General features: G+C 74.0%; 21 protein-coding genes. 13 read left to right on the forward strand and 8 right to left on the reverse strand.

Annotated elements, in window-relative coordinates; translation table 11 throughout:
* Window positions 1-57: 57 nt before the first annotated feature.
* From ACZ516_RS16360 to ACZ516_RS16390, 7 genes are read left to right on the forward strand one after another with little or no spacing between them, the layout of a single operon-like run.
* Window positions 58-951, forward strand: a complete 894-nt coding sequence (locus tag ACZ516_RS16360; protein WP_469010706.1) for a TIGR03084 family metal-binding protein — start codon at window positions 58-60, stop codon at window positions 949-951.
* The gene (locus ACZ516_RS16365) at window positions 948-2,648 is read left to right on the forward strand and encodes an acyclic terpene utilization AtuA family protein (RefSeq protein ID WP_469010707.1); all 1,701 of its coding nucleotides are present in this window, start codon (window positions 948-950) and stop codon (window positions 2,646-2,648) included. Before ACZ516_RS16360 ends, ACZ516_RS16365 begins: the two co-directional genes overlap by 4 nt.
* A complete protein-coding gene (locus ACZ516_RS16370) occupies window positions 2,645-4,243 on the forward strand; it encodes an acyl-CoA carboxylase subunit beta (RefSeq protein ID WP_469010708.1) in 1,599 nt (532 codons plus the stop codon). Before ACZ516_RS16365 ends, ACZ516_RS16370 begins: the two co-directional genes overlap by 4 nt.
* 10 nt (window positions 4,244-4,253) lie before the next feature.
* The gene (locus ACZ516_RS16375; protein WP_469010709.1) at window positions 4,254-6,128 is read left to right on the forward strand and encodes an acetyl/propionyl/methylcrotonyl-CoA carboxylase subunit alpha; all 1,875 of its coding nucleotides are present in this window, start codon (window positions 4,254-4,256) and stop codon (window positions 6,126-6,128) included.
* Window positions 6,125-7,327 carry an acyl-CoA dehydrogenase family protein gene (locus tag ACZ516_RS16380; RefSeq protein ID WP_469010710.1) on the forward strand — a complete coding sequence of 401 codons (1,203 nt, stop codon included), beginning with the start codon at window positions 6,125-6,127 and terminating at the stop codon, window positions 7,325-7,327. Before ACZ516_RS16375 ends, ACZ516_RS16380 begins: the two co-directional genes overlap by 4 nt.
* A gap of 15 nt (window positions 7,328-7,342) precedes the next feature.
* Window positions 7,343-8,077 (forward strand): enoyl-CoA hydratase family protein, encoded by a 735-nt coding sequence (locus tag ACZ516_RS16385; protein ID WP_469010712.1) that lies wholly within the window; start codon window positions 7,343-7,345, stop codon window positions 8,075-8,077.
* Entirely contained in the window at window positions 8,065-8,655 is a 591-nt protein-coding gene (locus ACZ516_RS16390; RefSeq protein ID WP_469010713.1) for a TetR/AcrR family transcriptional regulator, read from the forward strand. The genes ACZ516_RS16385 and ACZ516_RS16390 overlap by 13 nt, the downstream gene beginning before the upstream one ends.
* Before the next feature lie 130 nt (window positions 8,656-8,785).
* Here the strand turns inward: ACZ516_RS16390 and ACZ516_RS16395 are convergent, their stop codons facing one another.
* Complete coding sequence (locus tag ACZ516_RS16395) at window positions 8,786-9,886, reverse strand: citrate synthase 2 (protein WP_358588685.1); 1,101 nt, start codon at window positions 9,884-9,886, stop codon at window positions 8,786-8,788.
* Window positions 9,887-10,194: 308 nt separating this feature from the next.
* Between ACZ516_RS16395 and pdxH the strand changes: the two genes are divergently transcribed.
* Complete coding sequence (gene pdxH / locus ACZ516_RS16400; protein ID WP_469011028.1) at window positions 10,195-10,908, forward strand: pyridoxamine 5'-phosphate oxidase; 714 nt, start codon at window positions 10,195-10,197, stop codon at window positions 10,906-10,908.
* 111 nt (window positions 10,909-11,019) lie between these two features.
* Here the strand turns inward: pdxH and ACZ516_RS16405 are convergent, their stop codons facing one another.
* Entirely contained in the window at window positions 11,020-11,883 is an 864-nt protein-coding gene (locus ACZ516_RS16405; protein WP_469011030.1) for an alpha/beta fold hydrolase, read from the reverse strand.
* Window positions 11,884-12,391: 508 nt separating this feature from the next.
* Window positions 12,392-13,084, reverse strand: coding sequence for a metal-dependent transcriptional regulator (locus ACZ516_RS16410; protein ID WP_358588687.1), 693 nt, complete (start codon window positions 13,082-13,084; stop codon window positions 12,392-12,394).
* 150 nt (window positions 13,085-13,234) lie between these two features.
* Between ACZ516_RS16410 and ACZ516_RS16415 the strand changes: the two genes are divergently transcribed.
* Window positions 13,235-13,999, forward strand: coding sequence for an SIS domain-containing protein (locus ACZ516_RS16415; RefSeq protein ID WP_361078219.1), 765 nt, complete (start codon window positions 13,235-13,237; stop codon window positions 13,997-13,999).
* 38 nt (window positions 14,000-14,037) lie between these two features.
* Here ACZ516_RS16415 and ACZ516_RS16420 read toward each other — a convergent pair whose 3' ends face one another.
* From ACZ516_RS16420 to ACZ516_RS16435, 4 genes are all read right to left on the reverse strand, one after another.
* Window positions 14,038-15,411, reverse strand: a complete 1,374-nt coding sequence (locus tag ACZ516_RS16420) for a PAS domain-containing protein (RefSeq protein WP_469010715.1) — start codon at window positions 15,409-15,411, stop codon at window positions 14,038-14,040.
* Window positions 15,412-15,800: 389 nt separating this feature from the next.
* The gene (locus ACZ516_RS16425; RefSeq protein ID WP_469010717.1) at window positions 15,801-17,405 is read right to left on the reverse strand and encodes a transporter; all 1,605 of its coding nucleotides are present in this window, start codon (window positions 17,403-17,405) and stop codon (window positions 15,801-15,803) included.
* On the reverse strand, window positions 17,402-18,175 hold the full coding sequence (locus ACZ516_RS16430) for an ABC transporter ATP-binding protein (protein WP_358590470.1): 774 nt from the start codon (window positions 18,173-18,175) through the stop codon (window positions 17,402-17,404). Before ACZ516_RS16430 ends, ACZ516_RS16425 begins: the two co-directional genes overlap by 4 nt.
* Before the next feature lie 94 nt (window positions 18,176-18,269).
* Window positions 18,270-18,929, reverse strand: a complete 660-nt coding sequence (locus ACZ516_RS16435) for a bifunctional DNA primase/polymerase (RefSeq protein WP_361078209.1) — start codon at window positions 18,927-18,929, stop codon at window positions 18,270-18,272.
* A gap of 382 nt (window positions 18,930-19,311) precedes the next feature.
* Between ACZ516_RS16435 and ACZ516_RS16440 the strand changes: the two genes are divergently transcribed.
* Together ACZ516_RS16440 and ACZ516_RS16445 are read left to right on the forward strand one after the other, a co-directional pair.
* Window positions 19,312-20,700, forward strand: a complete 1,389-nt coding sequence (locus ACZ516_RS16440) for a transcriptional regulator (RefSeq protein WP_469010718.1) — start codon at window positions 19,312-19,314, stop codon at window positions 20,698-20,700.
* A gap of 149 nt (window positions 20,701-20,849) precedes the next feature.
* Entirely contained in the window at window positions 20,850-22,544 is a 1,695-nt protein-coding gene (locus tag ACZ516_RS16445) for a hypothetical protein (RefSeq protein ID WP_469010720.1), read from the forward strand.
* Between the two features lie 38 nt (window positions 22,545-22,582).
* On the opposite strand, the gene ACZ516_RS16450 is transcribed toward ACZ516_RS16445, so the two are convergent.
* Window positions 22,583-23,857: an ABC transporter substrate-binding protein gene (locus tag ACZ516_RS16450; protein WP_361078200.1), complete on the reverse strand. Its 1,275-nt coding sequence runs from the start codon at window positions 23,855-23,857 to the stop codon at window positions 22,583-22,585.
* 118 nt (window positions 23,858-23,975) lie between these two features.
* Here ACZ516_RS16450 and ACZ516_RS16455 point away from each other — a divergent pair, with 118 nt between their 5' ends.
* Together ACZ516_RS16455 and purU are read left to right on the forward strand one after the other, a co-directional pair.
* Window positions 23,976-24,476 (forward strand): SCO4402 family protein, encoded by a 501-nt coding sequence (locus ACZ516_RS16455; protein ID WP_358699784.1) that lies wholly within the window; start codon window positions 23,976-23,978, stop codon window positions 24,474-24,476.
* A 43-nt stretch (window positions 24,477-24,519) separates the two neighbouring features.
* A complete protein-coding gene (gene purU, locus ACZ516_RS16460; RefSeq protein WP_358699783.1) occupies window positions 24,520-25,401 on the forward strand; it encodes a formyltetrahydrofolate deformylase in 882 nt (293 codons plus the stop codon).
* The last annotated feature ends 20 nt before the right edge of the window (window positions 25,402-25,421 follow it).

The raw sequence follows: 25,421 nt of genomic DNA on the forward strand, positions 1-25,421 counted from the left end.
TCCGCTCCGGGCGAGCGAGCAGGGGAGACCCCGTTGGTGCCCCGAGGGGAGCGTTCCGTGTTCGATGCCCTGTCCGTGCTCGACGACCTGCGCCGTGAGAGCGAGGAACTCGACCGGCTCGTCGCCGAGCTGAGCGAGGACCGCTGGGCCCTCGCCACCCCCGCGCCCGGCTGGACGGTCGCCCACCAGATCGCGCACCTGGCCTGGACCGACCGGGCCGCCCTGCTCGCCGCCACCGACCCCGGCGCCTTCGCCGCCGAGGTCGACAAGGCGGCCGCGGCGCCCGACTCGTTCGTGGACGAGGGCGCCGAGCAGGGGGCGGCGCTGGCACCCGCCGAGCTGCTCGCGCGCTGGCGTGCCGGGCGCGACGAGCTGGCCCGGGTCCTCGCCGAAGCTCCCCCGGGGGCCCGGTTGCCCTGGTACGGGCCGCCGATGGCGGTGCCGTCCATGGCGAGCGCGCGGCTCATGGAGACCTGGGCGCACGGCCAGGACGTGGCGGACGCGCTCGGCGTGCGGCGGACACCGACCGGGCGGCTGCGGCACGTGGCGCGGATCGGCGTACGGGCGCGGGACTTCGCGTTCGCCGTACGGGGGGAGAGCGCGCCCCGCGAGGAGTTCCGGGTGGAGCTGACCGCGCCGGTGACTGGCGAGCCGTGGGCGTACGGCCCCGAGGGCGCCGCCCAGCGCGTGACCGGGCCCGCGCTCGACTTCTGCCTGCTCGTGACGCGCCGCGCGCACCGCGCCGACCTGTCCCTGCGCGCCGAGGGCGCCGACGCCGACCGCTGGCTGGACATCGCCCAGGCCTTCGCGGGCCCCCCGGGCGCGGGGCGCGCTCCCCGGGCGCCAGGAGACACGCCGAGGGCAGACGGGGCGCAGGGAGGCGGGGCGCGGGCAGCCGCGTCACAGGCCCACGTCGCCTCGGGAGACCGCACCCCGGGAGCCTGCGCATGAAGCGGTCGCCCCTACGCGTCGGGAACGCCTCCGGGTTCTACGGTGACCGCTTCGACGCCCTGCGGGAGATGCTGACCGGCGGGCACCTCGACGTGCTGACCGGTGACTACCTCGCCGAGCTGACCATGCTGATCCTCGGCCGCGACCGCCTGAAGGACCCCGCGCGCGGGTACGCCAAGACGTTCCTGCGGCAGCTGGAGGAGTGCCTGGGCACTGCCCACGAGCGGGGCGTGAAGATCGTCGTCAACGCGGGCGGGCTGAACCCGGCGGGCCTCGCCGGCGCCGTGCGGGAGCTGGCCGCGCGGCTCGGGGTGCCCACGCGGGTCGCGCACGTCGAGGGCGACGACCTCGGCGCCCGCTTCCCCGGCGCGCTCACCGCCCACGCCTACCTCGGCGGCGCCGGCATCGCGGCCTGCCTGCAAGGCGGCGCCGACGTCGTCGTCACGGGGCGGGTGACCGACGCCGCCCTGGTCACCGGGCCCGCCGCCGCCCACTTCGGCTGGGCGCCCACCGCCTACGACCGGCTCGCGGGGGCGGTCGTCGCCGGGCACGTCCTGGAGTGCGGGACGCAGGCCACCGGCGGCAACTACGCCTTCTTCGCCGCGCACGACCCGGCGGCCCTGCGCCGCCCCGGCTTCCCGCTCGCCGAGATCCACGAGGACGGTTCCGCCGTCATCACCAAGCACGACGGCACCGGCGGCCTCGTCGACGTCGGCACCGTCACCGCGCAGCTCCTGTACGAGACCCAGGGCGCCCGGTACGCGGGCCCGGACGTCACCGCCCGCCTGGACACCGTCACGCTCACCCAGGAGGGCCCCGACCGGGTACGCGTCGAGGGCGTGCGCGGCGAGGCCCCGCCGCCCACCCTGAAGGTCGGTCTCACCCGGCTCGGCGGCCACCGCAACGAGGTCGTCTTCGTCCTCACCGGCCTCGACATCGAGGCCAAGGCCGCGCTCGTGCGTGCCCAACTGGAGGACGCCCTGCACCGCGCCGGGTCCCGCCCCGCCGAGCTGCGCTGGGAGCTGGCCCGCACCGACCACGCGGACGCGGCCACCGAGGAGACGGCGTCCGCCCTGCTGCGCCTCGTCGTGCGCGATCCCGACGCCGACGCGGTGGGCCGCGCCCTCGGCGGCGCCGCGGTCGAACTCGCCCTCGGCAGCTACCCCGGCTTCCACGTGACCGCGCCCCCCGGCAAGGGCGACCCGTACGGGATCTTCGAGGCCGCGTACGTGGACCGCTCCGACGTCCCGCACACGGCCGTGCTGCCCGACGGCGAGCGGCGTCCGGTGGAGCCGGGCGGCCACGACACCCTCGTACTCCAGGACGTGCCGCCGCCGCCCCTGCCCGCACCCCTGCCACCGGGCCCCACCCGCCGCGCCCCGCTCGGGCTCGTCGCCGGGGCCCGCAGCGGCGACAAGGGAGGGGACGCCAACATCGGCGTGTGGGTGCGCTCCGACGACGCCTGGCGCTGGCTCGCCCACGAGCTGACGGTGGACCGCCTGCGGCAGCTGCTGCCGGAGTGCGCCGACCTGACCGTCGTACGCCACGACCTGCCCAACCTGCGCGCCCTGAACTTCGTCGTCGAGGGCCTGCTCGGCGCGGGCGTGGCCGCGCGGGCCCGCTTCGACCCGCAGGCCAAGGGCCTCGGCGAGTGGCTGCGCGCCCGCCACCTGGACCTACCGGAGGTACTCCTGTGACCGTCCTCGCCTCCGCGCTCGACCCCGCGAGCGCCGAGTACGCCGAGCACCGCGCGGCCATGCTGGAGAAGCTGGCCGCACTCGACGCCGAGCAGGCCAAGGCCCTGGAGGGCGGCGGCGAGAAGTACGTCCAACGGCACCGGGCGCGCGGCAAGTTGCTCGCCCGCGAACGCGTCGAACTGCTCCTCGACCCCGACACGCCGTTCCTGGAGCTGTCGCCGCTGGCCGCCTGGGGCACCGACCATCCCGTCGGCGCCTCCATGGTCACCGGCATCGGTGTCGTCGAGGGCGTCGAGTGCCTGATCACCGCCAACGACCCGACGGTCCGGGGCGGCGCCTCCAACCCCTGGACGTTGAAGAAGGCCTTCCGGGCCCACGAGATCGCCTACGCGAACCGGCTGCCGTCGATCCACCTCGTGGAGTCCGGGGGCGCCGACCTGCCCTCCCAGAAGGAGATCTTCATCCCGGGCGGCGCCCTGTTCAAGCACCTCACGCAGTCCTCGGCGGCCGGCATCCCGACGATCGCCGTCGTCTTCGGGAACTCCACGGCCGGCGGCGCCTACGTCCCCGGCATGAGCGACCACGTGATCATGGTCAAGGAGCGGGCGAAGGTCTTCCTCGGCGGGCCGCCGCTGGTGAAGATGGCGACCGGCGAGGAGAGCGACGACGAGTCGCTCGGCGGCGCCGAGATGCACGCCCGCACCTCGGGCCTCGCCGATCACCTCGCCGAGGACGAACGGGACGCGCTGCGCCGGGCCCGCAGGGTCGTCGCGCGCCTCAACTGCCGCAAGGCGTACGCCGATCCGGGCCCGGCCGAGTCACCCAAGTATGACGAGGACGAACTCCTCGGCATCGTCCCCGGCGACCTGAAGAACCCCTTCGACCCGCGCGAGGTCATCGCCCGCATCGTCGACGGCTCCGACTTCGACGAGTTCAAGCCGCTCTACGGCACCAGCCTCACCACCGGCTGGGCCACCCTGCACGGCTACCCCCTCGGCATCCTCGCCAACGCGCGGGGCGTGCTGTTCAGCGAGGAGTCCCAGAAGGCCGCCCAGTTCATCCAACTGGCCAACCAGCGCGACATCCCGCTGCTCTTCCTGCACAACACCACCGGCTACATGGTCGGCAAGGAGTACGAGCAGGGCGGCATCATCAAGCACGGCGCGATGATGATCAACGCGGTCAGCAACTCGCGCGTCCCGCACCTGTCCGTCCTCATGGGCGCCTCCTACGGCGCCGGGCACTACGGCATGTGCGGGCGCGCCTACGACCCCCGCTTCCTCTTCGCCTGGCCGAGCGCCAAGTCGGCCGTCATGGGCCCGCAGCAGCTCGCCGGGGTCCTGTCGATCGTCGCCCGCGCGTCCGCCGCCGCGAAGGGGCAGCCGTACGACGACGAGGCCGACGCCGGTCTGCGGGCCATGGTGGAGCAGCAGATTGAGGCCGAGTCCCTGCCCATGTTCCTGTCCGGACGGCTCTACGACGACGGGGTCATCGACCCGCGCGACACCCGCACCGTCCTCGGCCTGTGCCTGTCCGCGATCCACACGGCCCCCTACGAAGGCGCGCGCGGCGGCTTCGGTGTCTTCCGGATGTGAGGCAGTGACGATGATCGAGTCAGTCCTGGTGGCCAACCGCGGCGAGATCGCCTGCCGCGTCTTCCGCACCTGCCGCGACCTCGGCATCGCCACGGTCGCCGTGTACTCCGACGCCGACGCGGACGCCCTGCACGTACGGGAGGCCGACACGGCCGTACGGCTGCCCGGCGCGGCGCCCGCCGAGACGTATCTGCGCGGCGACCTCGTCGTACGGGCCGCGCGGGCGGCGGGCGCCGACGCCGTCCACCCCGGCTACGGCTTCCTCTCCGAGAACGCCGGCTTCGCCCGCGCGGTCCTGGCCGCCGGCCTGGTCTGGATCGGCCCGCCGCCCGAGGCCATCGAGGCGATGGCGTCCAAGACGCGCGCCAAGGAGCTGATGGGCGTCGCACCGCTCGGCGACCCGACCGAGGCCGACCTGCCCCTCCTGGTGAAGGCGGCGGCCGGGGGCGGCGGACGCGGCATGCGCGTCGTCCGCGACCTCGCCGACCTGGCGGGGGAGTTGGCGGCGGCGCGCGCGGAGGCGGCCGGTGCCTTCGGGGACGGCGAGGTGTTCGTGGAGCCGTTCGTCGAAGGCGGCCGGCACGTCGAGGTGCAGGTCATGGCCGACGCGCACGGCACGGTGTGGACGCTCGGCACCCGCGACTGCACCCTCCAGCGCCGGCACCAGAAGGTCATCGAGGAGTCCCCGGCCCCGGGCCTCGCCCCGGACCTGGTCGCGGAGCTGCACACGCAGGCGGTGCGGGCCGCGCGCGTGACCGCGTACCAGGGGGCGGGCACGGTCGAGTTCCTCGTCGCGGACGGCCGCGCGCACTTCCTGGAGATGAACACCCGCCTCCAGGTCGAACACCCCGTCACCGAGGCCGTGTTCGGCCTCGACCTGGTCGCGCTCCAGATCCGCGTCGCCGAGGGCCACGCCCTGGAGGCGGAGCCGCCGCCCGCGCGCGGGCACGCCGTCGAGGCCCGCCTGTACGCCGAGGACCCGGCGGCCGGCTGGGCCCCGCAGACCGGCACCCTGCACCGCCTGGACGTCCCCGGCGTCCGCCTGGACACCGGCTACACGGACGGCGACACGATCGGCGTCCACTACGACGCGATGCTCGCCAAGGCCGTCGCGCACGCGCCCACCCGCGCCGAGGCCCTGCGCAGACTGGCCGGCGCCCTGGAGCGGGCCGTCGTCCACGGCCCCGTCACCAACCGCGACCTGCTCGTACGCTCCCTGCGGCACCCGGAATTCACCGGCGCCCGCATGGACACCGGCTTCTACGACCGGCACGCCGCGCAGCTGACCGGCGCCGCGCCCGACCCCCTGGCCCCGCTCGCCGCCGCCCTCGCCGACGCGCACGGCCGCTCCCGGTTCGGCGGCTGGCGCAACCTCCGCTCCCAGCCCCACCGCAAGCGCTACCGCACCGAACCCGACGGCACCGAGCACGACGTCCGCTACGACCACACCCGGCACGGCCCGACCGCCGAGGGGGTGCGGGTCCTGACCGTGACGCCGACCCGCGTCGAGCTGGAGGCCGACGGCGTACGACGGAAGTTCACCGTCACCCGGTACGGCGAGCGCGTGCACGTCGCCACGGCGCACGGGGACACCGCCCTGACCGCGCTGCCCCTGCTCCCCGAGCCCACCGCCCACCGCGCGCCCGGCTCGCTGCTCGCCCCGATGCCGGGGACCGTCGTGCGCGTCGCCGAAGGGCTCGCCGAGGGCGCGGCGGTCACGGCCGGGCAGCCCCTCGTCTGGCTGGAGGCGATGAAGATGGAGCACCGCGTCTGCGCTCCCGCCTCCGGCACGCTCACCGCGCTGCACGCCGCACCCGGCCGCCAGGTCGAGGTCGGCCAGCTGCTCGCCGTCGTCCAGGCCGCAGAACCGGAGGAGTCCGCATGAGCACCGCACGCAGCACCGCTGGAAGCACCGTAGGCAGCACCGTTCTGGAGACCGAGGAGCACCGGGCGCTGCGCGCCGCCGTCGCCGCCCTCGGCAAGCGCTACGGACGGGAGTACATGACCCGTGTCGTGGCGGGCGGGGACCACCCCGACGAGCTGTGGGCGGACGCCGCCGCGCTCGGCTACCTCGGGGTGAACCTGCCCGAGGAGTACGGCGGGGGAGGCGGCGGCATCAGCGAACTGTCCCTCGTGCTCGAAGAGCTGGGCGCGGCCGGCTGCCCGCTGCTGATGCTGGTCGTCTCGCCCGCGATCTGCGGCACCGTCATCGCCCGCTTCGGCACCGACGCGCAGAAGCGGACCTGGCTGCCCGGCCTCGCCGACGGCTCCCGCACCATGGCCTTCGGCATCACCGAGCCGGACGCGGGCTCCAACTCCCACCGCATCACCACCACGGCCCGCCGCGACCCCGACACCGGAGACTGGCTGCTGAGCGGCCGCAAGGTGTTCATCTCCGGCGTCGACATCGCTGACGCCACCCTCGTCGTCGGCCGGACGCACGACGCCCGCACCGGCAGCCTCAAGCCGTGCCTGTTCATCGTCCCGCGCGACACCCCCGGTTTCGAGCGGCGGCAGATCGCCATGGAGCTCCAGGCGGCCGAGAAGCAGTTCGAGCTGGTCCTGGACGACGTACGGCTGCCCGCCGACGCGCTTGTCGGCGACCAGGACGCGGGCCTCCTCCAGCTCTTCGCGGGCCTCAACCCCGAGCGGATCATGACGGCCGCCTTCTCGCTCGGCATGGCCCGCTTCGCCCTGGACCGCGCCGTCGGATACGCGGGCGAACGCACCGTCTGGAAGACGCCCATCGGCGCCCACCAGGCCATCGCGCACCCCCTCGCCCAGTCCCACATCGAGATCGAACTGGCCCGCCTGATGATGCAGAAGGCCGCGAGGCTCTACGACGACGGCGACGACATGGCGGCGGGCGAGGCCGCCAACATGGCCAAGCTGGCCGCCGCCGACGCCTGCGTGAAGGCCGTCGACCAGGCCGTCCACACCCTCGGCGGCAACGGCCTGACCAAGGAGTTCGGGCTCGCCTCGCTCATCGTCGCCTCCCGGGTGGCGCGGATCGCCCCGGTCAGCAGGGAGATGATCCTCAACTACGTCTCCCACCAGACCCTCGGCCTGCCCAAGTCCTACTGAGGAGGAGCCCCGCCCATGAGCCTCGTCGTCTCCTCCCCTCAGCGCGGGATCGTCACCGTCCGCCTGGACTTCCCCGAGCGCCGCAACGCGCTCTCGGCGGACCTGCTGGGCGCGCTCGCCGAGGCGCTCCACGGCCTCGGCGGGGACCCCGCCGTACGGGCGGTCGTCCTCACCCACACGGGGACGACGTTCTGCGCCGGCGCCGACCTGCGCGAGCCACCGGACCCCCGGGACTTCGTGCGGCTGCTGCGGCAGATCGTGGAGCTGCCCAAACCGGTGCTCGCGCGGGTGGACGGCCATGTGCGGGCCGGCGGGCTCGGGCTGCTCGGCGCGTGCGACCTCGCGGTGGCCGGGCCCGGCGCGTCGTTCGCGCTCACGGAGGTCCGCCTCGGGGTGGCGCCCGCCGTGATCTCCCTGACCCTGCTGCCCCGCCTCGACCCGGGCGCCGCCGCCCGCTACCACCTCACCGGGGAGCGCTTCGAGGCGGCGGAGGCGGCGCGGATCGGCCTGGTCACGGCGTACGCCGCCGATGTGGACGCGGGTCTCGCACCGATGCTCGACGGGCTGCGGAAGGCGGCGCCGGGCGCCCTGGCCGAGACGAAGAAGCTGCTCACGGCTAGGGTGCTGGACGCATTCGACGAGCATTCGGACGCCCTGGTCGCCCTGTCCGCGCGGCTCTTCGGTTCCACCGAGGCGCGGGAGGGCATGGGGGCGTTCCTCGAACGACGGGAGCCCCCATGGGCGCTGTGACCACCGCCGACCGGGCGCCCAAGCAGGACCGCAGCCGCGCGACGCGGCAAAAACTGCTTGAGGCCGCCGTGTCGTGCCTCGCCGAGCACGGCTGGGCGGGCTCGACGGTCTCGGTGGTCGCCGAGCGGGCCGGGGTCTCGCGGGGCGCCGCCCAGCACCACTTCCCGACCCGCGAGGACCTCTTCACGGCGGCCGTGGAGTACGTCGCAGAGCAGCGCTCCACGGCCCTGCGCTCCCTGCCCGCGCAGGACCGCGGCCCGGTGGTCGCCGCCCTCGTGGACCTCTACACCGGTCCGCTCTTCCGGGCGGCGCTCCACCTGTGGGTCGCCGCGTCCCACGAACCGCAGCTGGGCCCCCGGGTGACGGAGCTGGAGGCCCGCGTCGGCCGCGAGACGCACCGCATCGCGGTGGAACTCCTCGGCGCCGACGAGTCCGTGCCCGGCGTCCGCGAGACCATCCAGGGCCTGCTGGACATGGCCCGTGGCCTCGGCCTCGCGAACCTCCTCACGGACGACGGAGCACGCAGGGAGCGGGTCGTCGCCCAGTGGACGGCACTGGTGGAGGGGACGCTCGGCTGAAGAGATGAACAGCAGCTCCCCGGCTCGGCTGAAGGGGTCGAAAACCAGCCCCTCCGGCGTTTGAGGAGCGGGGTCCGGGGCGGAGCCCCGAGGCGGTAGCCCCGAGGCCCCCGAGACGGTGCCCCCGGGTTCAGCGGGAGATGTCCCCGTACCCCTCGATCTCCTGGGGCCCGCGCGACCCGGGCCCCACGTACCGCGCGGAGGGCCGCACCAACCGCCCCGTCCGCTTCTGCTCAAGAATGTGCGCCGACCACCCGGCGGTCCTCGCACAGGTGAACATCGACGTGAACATGTGCGCCGGCACCTCCGCGAAGTCCAGGACGATCGCCGCCCAGAACTCCACGTTCGTGGCGAGGACCCGGTCGGGCCGCCGCGCGTGCAGCTCGTCCAGGGCCGCCTTCTCCAGCGCCTCGGCGACCTCGAAGCGCGGCGCCCCCAGCTCGCGGGCGGTACGGCGCAGCACCCGCGCCCGCGGGTCCTCGGCGCGGTACACGCGGTGCCCGAAGCCCATCAGCCGCTCGCCCTTGTCCAGCGCCTGCTTCACGTACGCCACCGCGTCGCCCGTGCGCTCGATCTCCTCGATCATGCCGAGGACCCGGGAGGGCGCCCCGCCGTGCAGCGGACCGGACATCGCGCCCACCGCCCCGCTCAGCGCCGCCGCCACGTCCGCGCCGGTGGAGGCGATGACGCGCGCGGTGAACGTGGAGGCGTTCATGCCGTGCTCGGCGGCCGAGGTCCAGTACGCGTCGACGGCCTGGACGTGCTTGGGGTCGGGCTCCCCGCGCCAGCGCTTCATGAACCGCTCGACGACGGTCCCGGCCTTGTCGATCTCCCGCTGGGGGACCATCGGCAGGCCCTGGCCGCGGGCGGACTGGGCGACGTAGGACAGGGCCATGACGGCGGCGCGCGCCAGGTCCTCGCGGGCCCGCTCCTCGCTGATGTCGAGCAGCGGCCGCAGGCCCCACACCGGGGCGAGCATCGCGAGCGCGGACTGGACGTCGACGCGGATGTCCCCGGAGTGCACCGGGATCGGGAAGGGCTCGGCGGGCGGCAGACCGGGGTTGAACGCGCCGTCCACGAGCAGGCCCCACACGTTCCCGAAGGAGACGTGGCCGACCAGGTCCTCGATGTCGACGCCGCGGTAGCGCAGCGCGCCGCCTTCCTTGTCCGGTTCGGCGATCTCCGTCTCGAACGCGACGACTCCTTCAAGACCGGGTACGAAGTCGGACATCAGGCGGCTCCTCGTGATGGTTCGACAGGATGGTGTGCGAGATGGGTTGGCGACCAGCTCATGACCATGCGTCAAAATCGGGCGAAAAACGATCCGGTTCCGCGGTCGATCTCACGTTTGTGCGGCGCGTTCGCCGACTCGCGGTCCGAAGCGGTCACCCCGGTGATGCCCCGTGGGGCTGGTGGTCACCCAACCGATTCGGCAGCAGGACGATATCCCCTGGTGTCACCTTTGGCGATGGAACGCGGCACTCAGTGCCACAGGTCACCTCTCCGGGGCGCGGGACATCCCACCCGGCGCCCGCCCCGATACGGCAAGATGACCGGGTGACCGACTCCAGCGCCCCTTTCCCCGAACCTCTCCCCGAGCCGGCCGGCATGCGCGAGCAGTACGTCACCGAGGGGCTCGTCGAGGCCGACCTGCCCGCCGACCCCATGGCGCAGTTCGCGCGCTGGTTCAAGGAGGCGGCGCGCGCCAAGGACGTCCTGCCCGAGCCGAACGCCATGATCGTCTCGACGGTGGACGCCGAGGGCAGGCCCAGCTCCCGCACGGTGCTCCTGAAGGGCTTCGACGAGCGCGGCTTCGTCTTCTTCACCAACTACGACTCCCGCAAGGCCCGGGAACTGGCCGGCAACGCCCACGTCTCGCTGCTCTTCCCCTGGCACCCCGTGGCCCGCCAGGTCATCGTCTCCGGCACCGCCGCGCGGGTCGGGCGCGAGGAGACCGTCGCCTACTTCCGCACCCGCCCGCACGGCTCCCAGCTCGGCGCCTGGGCCAGCGCCCAGTCCTCCGTGCTCGCCTCCCGGGACGAACTGGACCGCGCGTACGCCGACTTGGCCGCCCGCTATCCGGTGGGTGAACAGGTCCCCGTGCCCCCGAACTGGGGCGGCTTCCGGGTGACCCCGCGGGCGGTGGAGTTCTGGCAGGGCCGCAGGAACCGCCTGCACGACCGCCTGCGCTACGTCCGGACGCCGGACGACAAGGGCGGCAAGGACTGGCACCTGGAACGCCTGAGCCCATGACAAGGCCGCCCCTTCGAGACGGCCTCGGCCGGAAGGGACAGCCCGTCCGGCGTTTGAGGACGAGTAGGCCGAAGGCCACGACAGACCCCGCGCACACCCCGGCCCACCGACCTACCCCGCCAGGACCCTGTCCAGGAACGGCTCGACGGCCGCCCGCCACGCAATGGGCTGGTCGTAGTGGACAAGGTGCCCCGCGTCGGCCACCTCCGCGTACTCCCCGCGGGGCAGCACGCGGACCATCTCCTGCGACTCGGCCCGCCCCAGCTCGCCGTCCAGGCCGCGCACGACGAGCGCGGGGCAGCGGACCTGCATCAGCTCCTCCCAGTGCGCGTCGTGCACCCACGGCTCGCGGGACCTGAGCATCTGGGCGGGGTCGAACACCGGCCGCCAGCCGTCCGGGCCCTCGGCCATCACCTCGGCGAAGAACTCGCCGCGCGAGGGGTTGGGGCGCTCCACCCACGGGTCGTCCTCGCCGAACCACCTGCGGACGTCGGCGAGCGTCGCGAACGGCACCGGCCAGGACGTGAACCACTGCTCCCACTCGCGCTGCGAGGCCGCGCCGAGCGCCGAGGCCCGCATGTCGCAGATGACAAGACCCCGCACCAGGTCCGGGCGGCGCGCGGCCAGCTGCCAGGCGGTGAGCGCTCCCATGGAGTGGCCGATGAGGACGGCGGGCGCGAGGCCGAGCTGCTCCAGGGCGGCCTCGGCGTCGGCCACGTAGGCCTCGCGGGTGTAGGGGCCCTCGGGCCGCTTCTCGCTGCGGCCGTGGCCGCGCTGGTCGAGGGCGACCGCGCGGTGCCGCTCGGAGAGCCAGCGGGCGGTGTCCGCCCAGTGCGAGGCCCGGCCCATCAGGCCGTGCAGCAGCAGCACCCCGCCCGGCGCCCCCTCGGCCTCTCCCGCCTTGGGAGGATCGGCGAACTCCCAGGCGGCGAGGCGTACGCCCTCCGCGCCCGTCACGTCGATGCGCCGCACCATGATTCCTGGCACCCCCCTTGACTCCGCTCGGGATCCACGCCTGGCCTTGCCCCACACCCCCGCACGCTATCGAACTCCCTTTCGAGAACGGGCGGATCGCGGGTAACACCCCTCGTTCGGGTGACCACGCTCAAGGATTGACGGGCGCGGCCGAGGGGAGATCTTCATCGGGAGGCGGGCCGCTCGGGGAAACCGGTCCGCGGGAACTGACCCCGAGAGCTCGGGGCTCCGGGTCAGTGCAGGGGAGGACAGGTCCCGGCGCCCTCGGGCGCCGGGACCCTCACCTCCGGACTCACCGGACGGGCACATCCTCCCGCCCCCTCTCCGGCTGTGCGGCCAGGCCCGGCGCCGACACGGTCAAGAGCCTTCAGGTCATATGCCTCTCGCGACAGCCTCGCACGCGAAACGCCCGCGCGCTGCGATTCCGCACACTGGATCTTGGACTCCGCGACATCTCGCGAGGATCGCGGCGGCTTGTCAACCACCCCTCTGACAACGGAAGTTGTCCTCAGCGCTTGGCGACGAAGACATGCGAGGCGATCTCCGCGGACAGCTCCGCGGCCTCGCCGCTGCTGCCCACGAGCACGCCGCCCGCCGACTGCGTCACGCTCACCACGGAGCCCGGCTGCACGCCGGCCCGCCGCAGCGTGTACATCAGCTGGGCGTCCGTCTGGATCGGCTCGCCGATGCGGCGCACGACGACCGTCTTGCCCTCGGTGCCCGGGTCGAGCTCCGTCAGGGAGACCATGCCCTCGTCCAGGAACGGGTCCGCGCCGTCCTTCTCGCCCAGCTCCTCGAGACCCGGGATCGGGTTGCCGTACGGCGACTCGGTGGGGTGGCGCAGCAGCTCCAGGACGCGGCGCTCCACGGCCTCGCTCATCACGTGCTCCCAGCGGCAGGCCTCGGCGTGCACCTGCTCCCACTCCAGCCCGATCACGTCGACCAGCAGGCACTCCGCCAGGCGGTGCTTGCGCATCACGCGGGTGGCCAGCCGACGGCCCTCCTCGGTCAGCTCCAGATGGCGGTCGCTGGCGACCGCCACCAGGCCGTCGCGCTCCATGCGCGCCACGGTCTGGCTCACCGTCGGTCCGCTCTGGTCCAGCCGCTCGGCGATCCGGGCGCGCATGGGGACCACACCTTCCTCCTCCAGTTCGAGGATGGTGCGCAAATACATCTCAGTGGTGTCAATCAGCCCCGACATGGGTGCCCCTCAGAATTCGCTCGTGCGCTGGCCCTGCCCTCAATTCTGACGCATACCACCGACAACCGTGCCGCGCCGTGGGAAAACCCGCCCCCGGGCGTCCGAAGACAGTGTTGACAGGGCGTAGGTCCAGACCGCAACGTGAGGCGAATGAGCTCCAAGAGCGAGAGCAAACCGGCCGGTCAGTACTTCGACGCCGCCATCGATCTGCTCCGACGGGTCCGCGACGAGGAGGCCGGGGCCATCGCGGCCGCGGGCACGCTGCTGGCCGACGCGGCCGCCTCCGACGGGCGGCTTTTCGCCTTCGGCGCCGGACACTCCTCGCTCGCCGCGCAGGACGTCGTCTACCGCGCGGGCGGCCTCGCGCTGATGAACCTCCTCGCCGTGCCCGGCGTGGTCGGCGTCGACGTGATGCCCGCGACCCTGGGCTCCGCCCTGGAGCGCGTCGACGGCCTCGCGGCCGCCGTCCTGGACTCCTCGCCCGCCCGCCCCGGTGACGTCCTGGTGATCATCTCGCTCTCCGGGCGCAATCCGCTGCCGGTGGAGATGGCGATGAACGCCCGCGCGCTCGGCCTGAAGGTCATCGGCGTGACCTCGCTCGCCTACGCCACCGCGACCAGGTCGCGGCACACCTCCGGGACGTTCCTGAAGGACCACTGCGACGTGGTGGTCGACTCCAAGATCGCCGTGGGGGACGCGGAACTGTCCCTCGACGGGGTCGACGCGCCGTTCGGCCCCGCCTCCAGCGTGGTGACGAACGCGCTCATGCAGGCGATGGTCGCCGCCGCGGTGGCGGAACTGGCCGAGCGCGGCATCCAGCCCCCGCTGCTCCGCTCCGGCAACGTGGACGGGGGCCACGACTGGAACGGCCGCGTCTTCCAGGAGTACGGCAACCGAATCTTCTACCGCTTCTGAGAGCACCCGGCGCTGCTGGAGGCACCCGGGGGGTGCCGTCAGTGCTCGAGGCCCCCGGCCAGGTCCAGCGCTGTCGCGACCCGTGCCGCGACGCTCTCCGCGTACATCGCGTCCGCGCGCTCGAACTGGCCGCGTCCCGGCCCCCGCAGGAACGTCACGACGCCCAGCGTCCGGCCCCGGCTGCGCAGCACCGCGCACAGGGCGTGCACCGTGTCCGTGGGCCACTGCCGGGCGCCCGCCCACTCCCGGGCCCGCTCGGGGGCCGCCGCGCCCGCGCTCGCCCGCACCGAGCCGGCCCGCTCCACGCACTGCGGAGCCGGATGGCCCTCGGGGTAGCGGACCGGTATCCCCGCCATGGCCACCGGCAGACACGGCCCCGGCGCCCCGGCGGGCGTCGCGGCGACCCGCACCAGGCGCACCGGGTCCTCGCCGGCCACGAGGTCCACCAGGGCGTGGTCGGCGAACCCGGCGAGCGCGAAGTCCAGCTGGACGGTGGCCGCCTCCATCGGGTCCTCGCACTCGGCGGCGGCCCGCGCCGCACGGTGCGACTGCTGGGTGCGGAAGCGCAGCTGCGAGGCCTCCTGCTCCGTCAGCTTCGCCTCGGTCACGTCCTGGAAGAGCCACCCGACACCGAGCGGAACCGGTTCTTCCGTGAGCGGTGAGGCGAGCCGCAGGAAGCCGCTGCGCCAGCACCGCCGCTCGAAGCCGTCCTCCTGCCCCTCGCCCGCCCGCACCGACACCCACAGCTCGGCGGGGGCGGGCGGCGCGCCCTCGGCGAGCACATGGGCCAGCGCGCTCTCCAGCTCCTCCACGCCCTGCCCGAGCAGATCGGCCAGCGGCCTGCCGAGGACCGCCGTACGCCCGAGGCCCAGCGCGCGGGCGGCGTGTTCGTTGACCACCGCGGGGCGCAGGTCGGCGTCGACGAGGACCACGCCCCACGAGGCGTCCTCGAAGAGCGCCTCGCTCAGGGCGATGGACCGCTCCAGGTCGATCTGCGCGTGGACCTCGCTGAAGGCGCAGTACACCCCGGCGGGCTTGCCGTCCCCGCCGCGCACCGACGCGCACTGCATCCGTACCAGGACGCGCCCGCCGCCCTTGGTCACCAGGGCGAACTCGTGCACCTGGCGCCCCGGCGCGTCCATCGCGGACAGCAGCCGCCCCTCGACGTCCCCGGCGTCGGCGGCCCGCACGGCCCACCCGGACAGCCCCCGCCGCCCGACGGCCTCCGCCGCCGACCAGCCGAGGACCCGCTCCGCCTCGCGGTTCCAGTGCGTCACCACGCCGTCGGCGTCGAACGCGCACAGCGCCGCGTCCATCCCGTCCAGCAGTGCCGCGAGCAGCTCGGCGCCGCCCTGCTCGGGCTCGTCAGGGCCCAGTTCGTCAGTAGTCCCGCTCTGCCGCGAAGCACTCACCCCGAACCCCCCTGCCGCCGTGTCCTCAGATCATTCAACTCGAACGTGACGCACCCCACAGCCGGTTCCCGGAACTCGCGGGAAAAGTGCTGCCCGGAAATTCGGTTGTGCGGTGCGGGGAGCGGTTCCTAGGGTGGCACGTACACGAGAAGGGAGGTGGTTCGGCAGATGTATCGAAACCGGACGCGTGAGGTGACTGCGGGCTAGCGGCCCGTCGTCGCGCATCGAATTCGGCGCCGGACCGGCACGTGTGAAGCGCGTGCAGCCGGCCCTATTTCCCAGCAGTCACCCGACCCGCGAGCCGCCGGTACGTCCGGCCGGCTTCCTGGACCCGGCATCGCCCGGCCTCCCAGGAACCACGGCTCGCGGGTCGTCTGCGTCCCGAGGGGCTACCCCCTGCTGACCGCCGTGAGGATCTCCGGGAGGCGGCCGGCCACGCGCGGGGCCGCGAGGCGCGTTCCGGCCTCCGCGATCGCCCAGCCGTAGGCCGCGCCCACGGGGAGCAGGAGCCAGGTCCAGGAAGCGGCGTCGGAGGCGTGCAGCCAGATGGTGAGGGCGAGCACCGGGGCGCACAGCAGGGCCGCCGCCACTATGCCGCCGAAGACGGAGAGCCAGGCGAGGCCCGCCTGCCCGGGGGCCACGTTCTTGTAGCCCTCCTGCGGGATGGAGTACGGGAAGCGGGCCGAGGCCCAGGCGCCCGTCGCCAGCATCGCGCCGAGCAGCGCGAAGGACAGGCCGAGGGCTTCGGGCAGGGCGGGCCAGTCGCCGAGCAGCGCCGTGGTCAGGACGGTGACCAGGGTGGCGTAGGGGAGGGTGATCAGCGTCAGCGCCAGGGCGCGGCCCCGCAGCTCCACGTACGCGTCACGGGGCGAGGAGATCGTCATCGCGACCATCCAGAACGCCGAGGTGTCCTGGCCGAACTGGTTGTACATCAGGATGCCGAGCATCCCCGCCGCGAAGCACGCGAGGTACACCGAGCCGGTGCCCTGGAGGGCGTTGAGGACCGGCACGATCAGGCCGATGGCGAGAGACGTCACCCAGGCCGCCTTCGTCTTGGGGTCGCGCCACATGTAGCGCAGGCCGCGGGCCATGACGGTGCCGGTGCGGCCGGCGGGCAGCAGGCCGCCGAGGGCTCCGGTGAGGCGCGAGGCGCCCTTCTCCGGTGCGGCGGCCGCCAGGGTGGAGCCGTCCGGCGCGGTCATCAGGCGGGTCAGGCTGTGCTGCCAGAAGGCCAGCAGCGCCACCAGCGCGACTGCGGCGAGGGCCAGTTGGGCGGCTCCGGTGGCGTACGCGCCCTCGCTCACCGAGTCGATCGCGCCGAGTGCCGACGCCGGGGGGAGCCAGCGCACGACGGCCGCCGCCGGGTCGAGGGTGCCGAGCCCGGCCGAACCGAGGTGCTGCGCGCCGAAGCTGACCGCCTGCGCGCCGACCGCGATGACCAGGCCGCTCAGCACCGCGAGGTCGCGGCCCCTGCGGCTGGTGAGGAGGCGGATGTTGGCGGCGGCGACCGCGCGGGCCAGGGCCACGCAGACGAGGAGCGTGAGGGCGCAGGCCAGGACCCCGGTTGCGGCGGCCGCGGCGCCGTGGGCGAGCGCGATCGCCGCACCGAGGGCCAGGCAGAGCGTGAAGAGGGGCCCGATGCCCACGAGCGACGCCACGAGCAGCCCCCGCACCAGGTCGCGCGGGCGCAGCGGCAGCATCACCAGGCGGGTGGGGTCCAGCGTCTCGTCGCCGCTCGGGAAGAACAGCGGCATGACGGCCCAGCCGAGGGCGAGGACCCCGGCGAGCAGGACGCAGACGGTGGCGGCGTGCGCGGTGCCGCGCAGCGCGATCAGGCCGAGGAACTGGAGGGCGGCCACGAGCAGGGCCAGGACGGCCGAGGCGAGGTAGGCGGCGCGGCGCCCCGCCGACTGGCGCAGGCCGTTGCGCAGCAGGGAGAGCTTCAGCCGTACGAGGACGGGGGTGATCGCCGGGGCGGGAGCGGGGGCCGTCATCGGGCGCCGCCGCCCAGCCAGTCGAGGTCGGAGCCCGCGTCCCGGCCGGGCGCGCCGACGAGTTCGAGGAACGCCCGCTGGAGCGAGGGCGCCGCGCCGCGCACCTCGGCGAGGGTGCCCTGGGCGCGGATGCGGCCCGCGGCCATGACGGCGACCCAGTCGCACAGCGACTCGACCAGCTCCATGACGTGGGAGGAGAAGACGACGGTGGCGCCGGAGGCGGTGTAGCGCTCCAGGACGCCGCGGATCGTCTCGGCGGAGACGGGGTCGACGCCCTCGAACGGCTCGTCGAGGAAGAGGACTTCGGGGTTGTGCAGCAGCGCCGCGGCCAGGCCGATCTTCTTGCGCATGCCGGTGGAGTAGTCGACGACGAGCTTGTGCCGGGCGCCGGCCAGGTCGAGTACGTCGAGCAGCTGGGCGGCGCGCTTGTCGACCTCGGCGCCGGGCAGGCCGCGCAGTCTGCCGTTGTACGCGAGGAGTTCGCGCCCCGAGAGGCGTTCGAAGAGCCGCAGGCCCTCGGGGAGCACCCCGATGCGGGCCTTGACCTGGACGGGGTCGCGCCACACGTCGTGGCCGACGACCTCGACGGTGCCCCGGTCCGGTCTGAGCAGGCCGGTGACCATGGAGAGGGTGGTGGTCTTGCCCGCGCCGTTGGGCCCGACCAGGCCGATGAACTTGCCCGCGGGCAGCGTCAGATCGATCCCGGCCACCGCGACCTGCTCGCCGAACCGCTTCCAGAGCCCCTGGACCCGTACCGCCGCCTCGGTCACCGTGCTGCCCTCCGTCGCCGACTGTCCCGTGGCCGCACGATACGGGGGCGTCGCCTGCTGGGCGTGCGGTACGGGGCGGCGCCGTGCGGGGCGGTCAGCGCCGGGCTTCCCGGCCGCACGCGTACGCCAGGGGCGAGATGATCTCCTCCACGTCCGGCAGCCAGCGGTTGGCGGCGGTCGGGCGGCACGCCCACTGGACCGCGCCCGAGGCGCCGACGCGGGTCGGGGGAGCCGCGACGTGGGCGCCCTCGCCGAGCGCGACGAGGTCGAGGGCGGCCGGCGGCCAGCCGAGCCCGCGCACCAGGTCGGGGACCTTGGCGGCGGCGCCGGGGAGCACGAAGAACTGCGTGCGCCGGCCCGGGGTGCGGGTCACCGGGCCGAGGGTCAGCTCCATGCGCTCCATGCGGGCGAGCGCGAGGAACCCGGCGGTCTCGGGCACGTCGATCGCGTCGAACGTACGCCCCGTGGGCAGCAGGATCGACGCCTTGGGCTGCTTCTGCCACAGCCGCCGGGCGACGGTCGCGCTGCCGGTGGCCTGGGCCGCCCAGTCCTCGCGCGCCGGGTGCGCGCCGGGTGCCGCGCACGCCGGGTCGCCGCACGAGCACCGCTCGGTGCCCTCGGCGGACTCCAGCCAGGTCCCGGGGAAGACGTCCCAGTGACGCTCCTCCGCGTAGCGCACGGCCGTGTCCGGCAAGGCTTCCGCGCGCTGCGTCGGGATCCGCGCGGCCGAGGTGACTTCGATGGTCTCTTCCACGCAGACCTCAACTCCCGTCACCACCACGGGTTACGGGCGCACGCGAGGGCGGAGGAGGAGCATCGATCCTGCGCGCGGGGCGCATGGGTGCACGGCCGGGGCGCGCGGGGGAAATGGCATCCATGTGCGGGTAGCCAGGCCAAGGGCGCTCGGAAGACGCCTCGGAGGAGGCCTCCGGGAAGCCGGTCACCACCGGTGGACGGTCCCGGAGGAAGCCCGACGCACCGCCGGTCGGCACATTGTCGTACTTGTGGTTCTTCATGGCTTCTTATGCCTCTTTCGTGGCGCATCTTCGCCTTGCCGCACGGGCATTGATCGTCGTGAGGCGGTCTCGAAGGCCGCCCCGTTCCCGATGGTCGACGGTGCACTCAGGGGGTACGCCATGGCCGCCAGGCCTCTCGTCGCGCGGCAGCCCAACGAACGGCTGCAAGCGCTCATCCAGGAAGCCGGCTGCTCCAACGCCGGCCTCGCCCGCAGGGTCAACATGTGCGGCGCGGAGCACGGTCTCGATCTGCGCTACGACAAGACGTCGGTGGCCCGCTGGCTGCGCGGGCAGCAGCCGCGCGGCCGGGCGCCCGGCATCATCGCGGAGGCGCTCGGCCGCAAGCTCGGCCGCACCGTCACCATCGACGAGATCGGCATGGCGAACGGCAAGAACCTCGCCTCGGGCGTGGGCCTGCAGTTCTCGCCGACCGTCCTCGGCGCCATCGAGCAGGTCTGCGAGCTGTGGCGCAGCGACGTGGGCCGCCGGGACTTCCTGTCCGGCTCGTCCGTCGCCGCCTCCGCGCTCGTGGAGCCCAGCCGCGACTGGCTGATCTCCTCGCCGGACGCCCAGGTCGGGCGGACGGCCGGGCCGCGCGTCGGCATGGCGGACGTGGCCGCGGTCAAGGCGATGACGGAGGCGCTGACCCGCCTCGACCACCAGTACGGCAGCGGCCATGTGCGTCCCGTCGTCGTGCACTACCTCAACTCCGTGGTCTCCGGGCTGCTCGCCGGCTCCTACCGGGAGGCGGTCGGGCGCGAACTGTTCGCCGCCGTCGCGCGGTTGACGGAGCTGGCGGGCTACATGGCCGTGGACACCGGCCAGCCCGGCCTCGCCCAGCGGTACTACATCCAGGCGCTGCGGCTGGCACAGGCGGCCGGCGACCGGGGCTACGGCGGGTATGTGCTGGCCGCCTCGATGAGCCACCTCGCCGCCCAGCTCGGCAACCCGCGCGAGATCGCGCAGCTGGCGCGGGCCGCGCAGGAGGGCGCGCGCGGACACGTCACGCCTCGCGCGGAGGCGATGTTCTACGCGGCCGAGGCGCGCGGGCACGCCCTGCTCGGGGACGCGCGGGCCACGCAGGCGGTGGCGGGACGCGCGGTGGAGGCGATGGACCGGGCGGCCGGCGAGGGGGAGTCCGGCGACGACCCGGTGTGGATCCGGCACTTCGACCACGCGTATCTGGCCGATGAAATGGCGCATTGTCACCGGGACCTCGGCCAGGCCGACGCGGCGGCGCGCAGCGCCCAGGAGTCCCTGGACGGGCACCCGGAGACACGGGCCCGGCGCCGCGCGATCGGCCTGGTCCTGCTCGCCACGGCCCAGGTGCAGCGGCGCGAGGTCGAACAGGCCTGCCACACGGGCCTGAGGGCCGTGGAACTGCTCGGCACCCTGCGCTCCAACCGCGGCGCGGAGTACCTGGAGGACTTCCAGCAGCGCCTCGAACCCTTCCGGGAGGAGCCGGTGGTACGGGAGTTCGGGGCGCGCCTCGACGTCCAGGCGGCGTGAGGCGCGGATGCTATCAGCGTCCGGGCGGGAGGTTTTGTTACTCGCGGCGCTGGGCAGGAGTCGTAACTTTGAGCTGCGTGGCAGAGGCTTGCGGGGACCCGGTAGCGTGAGCCGACGGTTCCGTAGGTCCCCCATGTGTAGGAGTCCCGGTGACGCAGCAGAGCGGTCAGGGCGCTGCTTCCTCCGATCCGCGGCAGCCCGCGGACCGGCCCGCCCACGAAGGCGTCGTGCTGCCCGCGGACGGCAGCGAGCCGCTGCTGCCCGGCACCGCGGGCCGCCAGGCCACCCCGGCGGGCGGCACGCCCTGGGGTCAGCCCTGGGGACCCGACACGGCGGGCCCGCCGCCGGGCGGTCAGGGCCCGTCCTGGGACGGTGGGACGCCCCAGGCGATGCCGCTGCCGCCGGAGGGCGCCCAGGCCCCGTACGGCGGCGCGGACCCCTCGTACGGCTCGGGTCCCGCGTACGGCGCGGACGCCTCGTACGGATCGGACCCCGCGTACGGTGCGCACGCCTCGTACGGGTCGGACCCCGGGTACGGCGCGGACGCCTCGTACGGTTCCCAGGGCGCCTACGGCTCGCAGAGCCCGCAGGGTGCGTACGGCGGCTCCCACGAGAACCAGGGCTACGGCGCCCAGCAGAGCCACGACCCGCGGCAGCAGGGGTACGACGCACAGGGCGGCCATGACGCCCGGCGCATGCCGTTGCCGCCCGCCGCCGGGGGCGACGCCGACGCCACGCGGTACATCCCGCCCGTGCCCGCCGCCGGGGGCGACGAGGGCGCCACCCAGTACATCCCGCCCGTGCCCGCGAGCGGGGCCGACGAGGGTGCCACGCAGTACATACCCCCGGTGGGACCCGGCGCCCTGCCGCCCGAGGCGCCCGCCCCCGACGCCTCGCGGTACCCGGGCCGCCCCCAGGCGCCCGCGCCCGGCCCGGCGTCCGACAGCGAGCCCACCCAGTTCCTCGCCCCCGTCCCCGGCGGGAACACCGTGCCGCCCGAGCCGCCCGCCGCGCCCTACGGCATCCGCCCCGGCGCCCCCGGCGACCGGCAGCCGCCCGCCGAGTTCGACAGCCTCTTCCGCACCGAGCCGGAGGCCGAGCAGGGTCCCGCCTCCACCCAGCAGATGCCCCGCTTCGAGAGCCCGGCCGCCGCCCCCGCGCCCGCCCCGGCCCCGGCGCCGGCACGCGAGGGGGGCCACGGCGGCCGCCGCACCCGCACCGGCTCGAAGGTGCCGCTCATCGTGGCCGTCGGCGTCGGTATCGCCGTGCTCGGCGTCGGCGCGGGCGCGCTCCTCAGCTCCGGCGGCGACGAGGACGACAAGGCGGCCACGGGCGAGCCCGTCTCCGCGTCCGCCCCCGCCGACGACCGGCCCTCGCCCACCGCCGACCCGGCGAAGAAGCAGGCGGTCGCCCTGGACAAGCTGCTGGCCGACAGCAACAACAGCCGTGACATGGTCATCGCCGCCGTACGCAACGTCGGCCGGTGCCAGAACCTGGACGAGTCGGCGAAGGACCTGCGCGCCGCCGCCCGCCAGCGCAACGGCCTCGTCCGGCGGCTCGCCGCCCTGGAGGTCGACAAGCTCCCGGCCAACGACCTGCTGACGACCTCCCTCAACAAGGCGTGGAAGGCCTCCGCGTCCGCCGACAACCACTACGCGGCCTGGGCCGACCAGGTGGCCGGCAAGAAGGGGTGCAGGAAGGGCCAGGCCCGCAGCACCCCGCAGCAGGGCGCGGGCAACCGCGCGAGCGGCGAGGCGACCGCCGCCAAGGCGCAGGCGGCCGACCACTGGAACGCGATCGCCCGCAAGTACGGGCTGACCACGCGCGAGAAGTCCCAGCTGTAGTCCCCGCCGGGGCGCTCCGCGAGCCGCCCCGGCGGTGACTACGCCGACTGCTCCAGTGTCTGCTCCACGTTCACGAACCCCTTGCGCGCGGGGATGAGCCGCCCGTCGCGCACGACCTGGAACGTGACACCGGAGTTGATCAGGCGCGGATATTCGCCGGCCGCGATGAGGTCCTCGAAGCGCCAGCTCAGCGTCGGGGTGAGGCCGCCCGTCTCGACCCGCAGCCCGCCGTCGAGGGCGCGCCGCAGCGTGCGGGCGGTGACCTCCTTGCCGTGCAGCGACTCGACGGCCCGCTTCAGGACGGTGTACGCGATCCAGGTCGTCTGGACGCCCGCGTCGGCCGGGTCGACCCGGTTGTCGCCGAAGGCCTGCTCCCGGATGACCTCGCGCATCCGCGCCCACCGCGCATCGCCCGACGCGGGGTACCAGCCGGTGACGTACGCCCCCTCGTAGGGGCCGCTCGCGCCACCGGTGCGGTCCACGAGCGACTGGTCGACGCTGCCGAGCACGGAGGAGATCCGCACCGGCGGATAGTCGCCGCTGGTGCGCCGGAACGAGTCGTAGAAGGTGTCGGTGCGGGCCCCGAGCGCCGCCGTCACACAGCCGTCCTTGGTGCCCGCGTGCTGGAGGGCCTGCTCGGCCTGCGGGGTGAGGTCGGTGCCGTCCTCGGGGGCCCGGATGTCGGCGACCGGCTTGTGGTGGCCGTCGCGCAGACCGGAGTTGAGCAGCTTGGGCAGCTCGTCGCCGGCGAGGGTGTCGGGGCGGACCAGGGAGACGCGGTCGCAGCGCGCGGCGAGCTGGCGGCCGTTGCCCGCGAGGAGCGCCGGTTCGCCGCCGTTGACGGGATAGGACAGGGGGCTGCTGAACTCGTCGTCGGTGACGCCGTAGCCGCCGATGTAGGGGATGCCGGCGACCTCCAGCGGGGCGAGGGCGGCGCCGCCGTGCTGGCTGTAGGCGCCGACGACCGCCGCCACGTCCTGGTCGACCGCCTCGCGCGCGCAGTCCGCGGCGCCGACCGGGTCGTTGTGGTCGTTGCAGGTCAGGACCCGCAGCTCGCGGCCGTCGAGGCCGCCGTGCGCGTTGACCCAGCGCGCGTAGGCCTGGGCCATGGCCGGGACGCCGGGCTTGTTGGTGGCCCGGGTCTTCTCGGGCGCCCACGTCATGACGGTGATGGGGCCATCCCCGGAGCCCCCCGTGGCGCCAGGGATGACCCCGCAGCCGGCCACCAGCGACGTACTCGCCGCCGCGGCGGCCGCGGAGAGGACCGCGGTTCGAAGGGGGCGGGGAAGGAAGGTGCGTCGCCTGCCGGTCATGTCCCCGCACAATGCCGTCGGAGGACCAACCGTGGAGTGACTCGCCTTCAACGGACAGTGACATGAAGGTGAACGGGCGGGGGCCGGTTCGCGTGCATGAGGTGGGAACGTACGATCGATGACCGTGCAAGGTTCGGAGAAGTCTTCCCGTCGCGGCCGTCGCTCCAGCACCATGGGCGGCATGCCGACCAATGACATGCCGTGGTGGCGCTGGCGCAGCAACGTGCGCTCGGCGCTGCACATGCTCTCCGACCCCGCGTTCCAGCGTGAATGCTGGCTCGGGGGCCGCGAGGAGTACGGGGATGTGACCGACGCCGTGTACCGGCTGGTCGAGGACACCTGGCTGGACAACTGGTCCGCGGAGAAGTACGTCGGGACGATCTTCCGGGACCCGCAGGAGGCGGCCCTCGTCGACACGGCCGTGCTGCGCGTCCTGCGGATCATGCACGAGGTCGGGCCCGACGCGATGGTCTCCGTCTACCTGGAGCACCCGGGCTGGCCCGACGCGGTACGGGCGGCGCGGGACGCGCACGTGCGCATGGCCGTGGGGGACGGCGAGGACCCCGACGAGCCGCCGCGGACCCTCGAAGTGCTGCGCATCCTGACGCGAACCGCCTGAACGCCTGCCGCGCCGGCCCCGCGCGTATGGGAACCTTGGCCGCATGAACGAGCAGTCCGTCGCCCCCGCCCCGCCCGCTGAGCAGTACGTCCTGACCCTCTCCTGCCCCGACAAGCAGGGCATCGTGCACGCCGTGTCGAGTTATCTCTTCATGACCGGCTGCAACATCGAGGACAGCCAGCAGTTCGGCGACCACGACACCGGACTGTTCTTCATGCGCGTCCACTTCTCCGCCGAGGCCCCGGTGACCGTCGACAAGCTGCGGGCGAGCTTCGCCGCGATCGGCGACTCCTTCCACATGGACTGGCAGCTCCACCGCGCCGAGGACAAGATGCGGGTCGTCCTGCTCGTGTCCAAGTTCGGGCACTGCCTGAACGACCTGCTGTTCCGCTCGCGGATCGGCGCGCTGCCGGTGGAGATCGCTGCCGTCGTCTCCAACCACACCGACTTCGCCGAGCTGGTCGCCTCCTACGACGTGCCCTTCCACCACATCCCGGTGACCCGCGACACCAAGCCGCAGGCCGAGGCGCGGCTGCTGGAGATCGTGCGGTCGCAGGAGGTCGAGCTGGTCGTCCTCGCGCGCTACATGCAGGTGCTCTCCGACGACCTGTGCAAGGAGCTGAGCGGGCGGATCATCAACATCCACCACTCGTTCCTGCCGAGCTTCAAGGGCGCCAAGCCCTACCACCAGGCGCACGCGCGCGGCGTGAAGCTGATCGGGGCCACCGCGCACTATGTGACGGCCGACCTCGACGAGGGGCCGATCATCGAGCAGGAGGTCGAGCGGGTCGGCCACGGCGTGACGCCCGACCAGCTGGTGGCGATCGGCCGCGACGTGGAGTGCCAGGCACTGGCGCGCGCCGTGAAGTGGCACGCCGAGCGGCGGATCCTGCTCAACGGGCGGCGGACGGTCGTCTTCGCTTAACTCCGCGCGCGGGCACGGGG

It is taken from the genome of Streptomyces sp. NPDC034037 (assembly GCF_055575715.1).

Excerpts from the sequence above, each read along its gene's own strand:
- ACZ516_RS16365 (WP_469010707.1), top strand. The coding sequence starts at position 948 with ATGAAGCGGTCGCCCCTACGCGTCGGGAACGCCTCCGGGTTCTACGGT.
- ACZ516_RS16375 (WP_469010709.1), top strand. The coding sequence starts at position 4,254 with ATGATCGAGTCAGTCCTGGTGGCCAACCGCGGCGAGATCGCCTGCCGC.
- ACZ516_RS16380 (WP_469010710.1), top strand. The coding sequence starts at position 6,125 with ATGAGCACCGCACGCAGCACCGCTGGAAGCACCGTAGGCAGCACCGTT.
- ACZ516_RS16385 (WP_469010712.1), top strand. The coding sequence starts at position 7,343 with ATGAGCCTCGTCGTCTCCTCCCCTCAGCGCGGGATCGTCACCGTCCGC.
- ACZ516_RS16390 (WP_469010713.1), top strand. The coding sequence starts at position 8,065 with ATGGGCGCTGTGACCACCGCCGACCGGGCGCCCAAGCAGGACCGCAGC.
- ACZ516_RS16395 (WP_358588685.1), bottom strand. The coding sequence starts at position 9,886 with ATGTCCGACTTCGTACCCGGTCTTGAAGGAGTCGTCGCGTTCGAGACG.
- ACZ516_RS16405 (WP_469011030.1), bottom strand. The coding sequence starts at position 11,883 with ATGGTGCGGCGCATCGACGTGACGGGCGCGGAGGGCGTACGCCTCGCC.
- ACZ516_RS16410 (WP_358588687.1), bottom strand. The coding sequence starts at position 13,084 with ATGTCGGGGCTGATTGACACCACTGAGATGTATTTGCGCACCATCCTC.
- ACZ516_RS16415 (WP_361078219.1), top strand. The coding sequence starts at position 13,235 with ATGAGCTCCAAGAGCGAGAGCAAACCGGCCGGTCAGTACTTCGACGCC.
- ACZ516_RS16425 (WP_469010717.1), bottom strand. The coding sequence starts at position 17,405 with ATGACGGCCCCCGCTCCCGCCCCGGCGATCACCCCCGTCCTCGTACGG.
- ACZ516_RS16440 (WP_469010718.1), top strand. The coding sequence starts at position 19,312 with ATGGCCGCCAGGCCTCTCGTCGCGCGGCAGCCCAACGAACGGCTGCAA.
- ACZ516_RS16450 (WP_361078200.1), bottom strand. The coding sequence starts at position 23,857 with ATGACCGGCAGGCGACGCACCTTCCTTCCCCGCCCCCTTCGAACCGCG.
- ACZ516_RS16455 (WP_358699784.1), top strand. The coding sequence starts at position 23,976 with ATGACCGTGCAAGGTTCGGAGAAGTCTTCCCGTCGCGGCCGTCGCTCC.
- purU (WP_358699783.1), top strand. The coding sequence starts at position 24,520 with ATGAACGAGCAGTCCGTCGCCCCCGCCCCGCCCGCTGAGCAGTACGTC.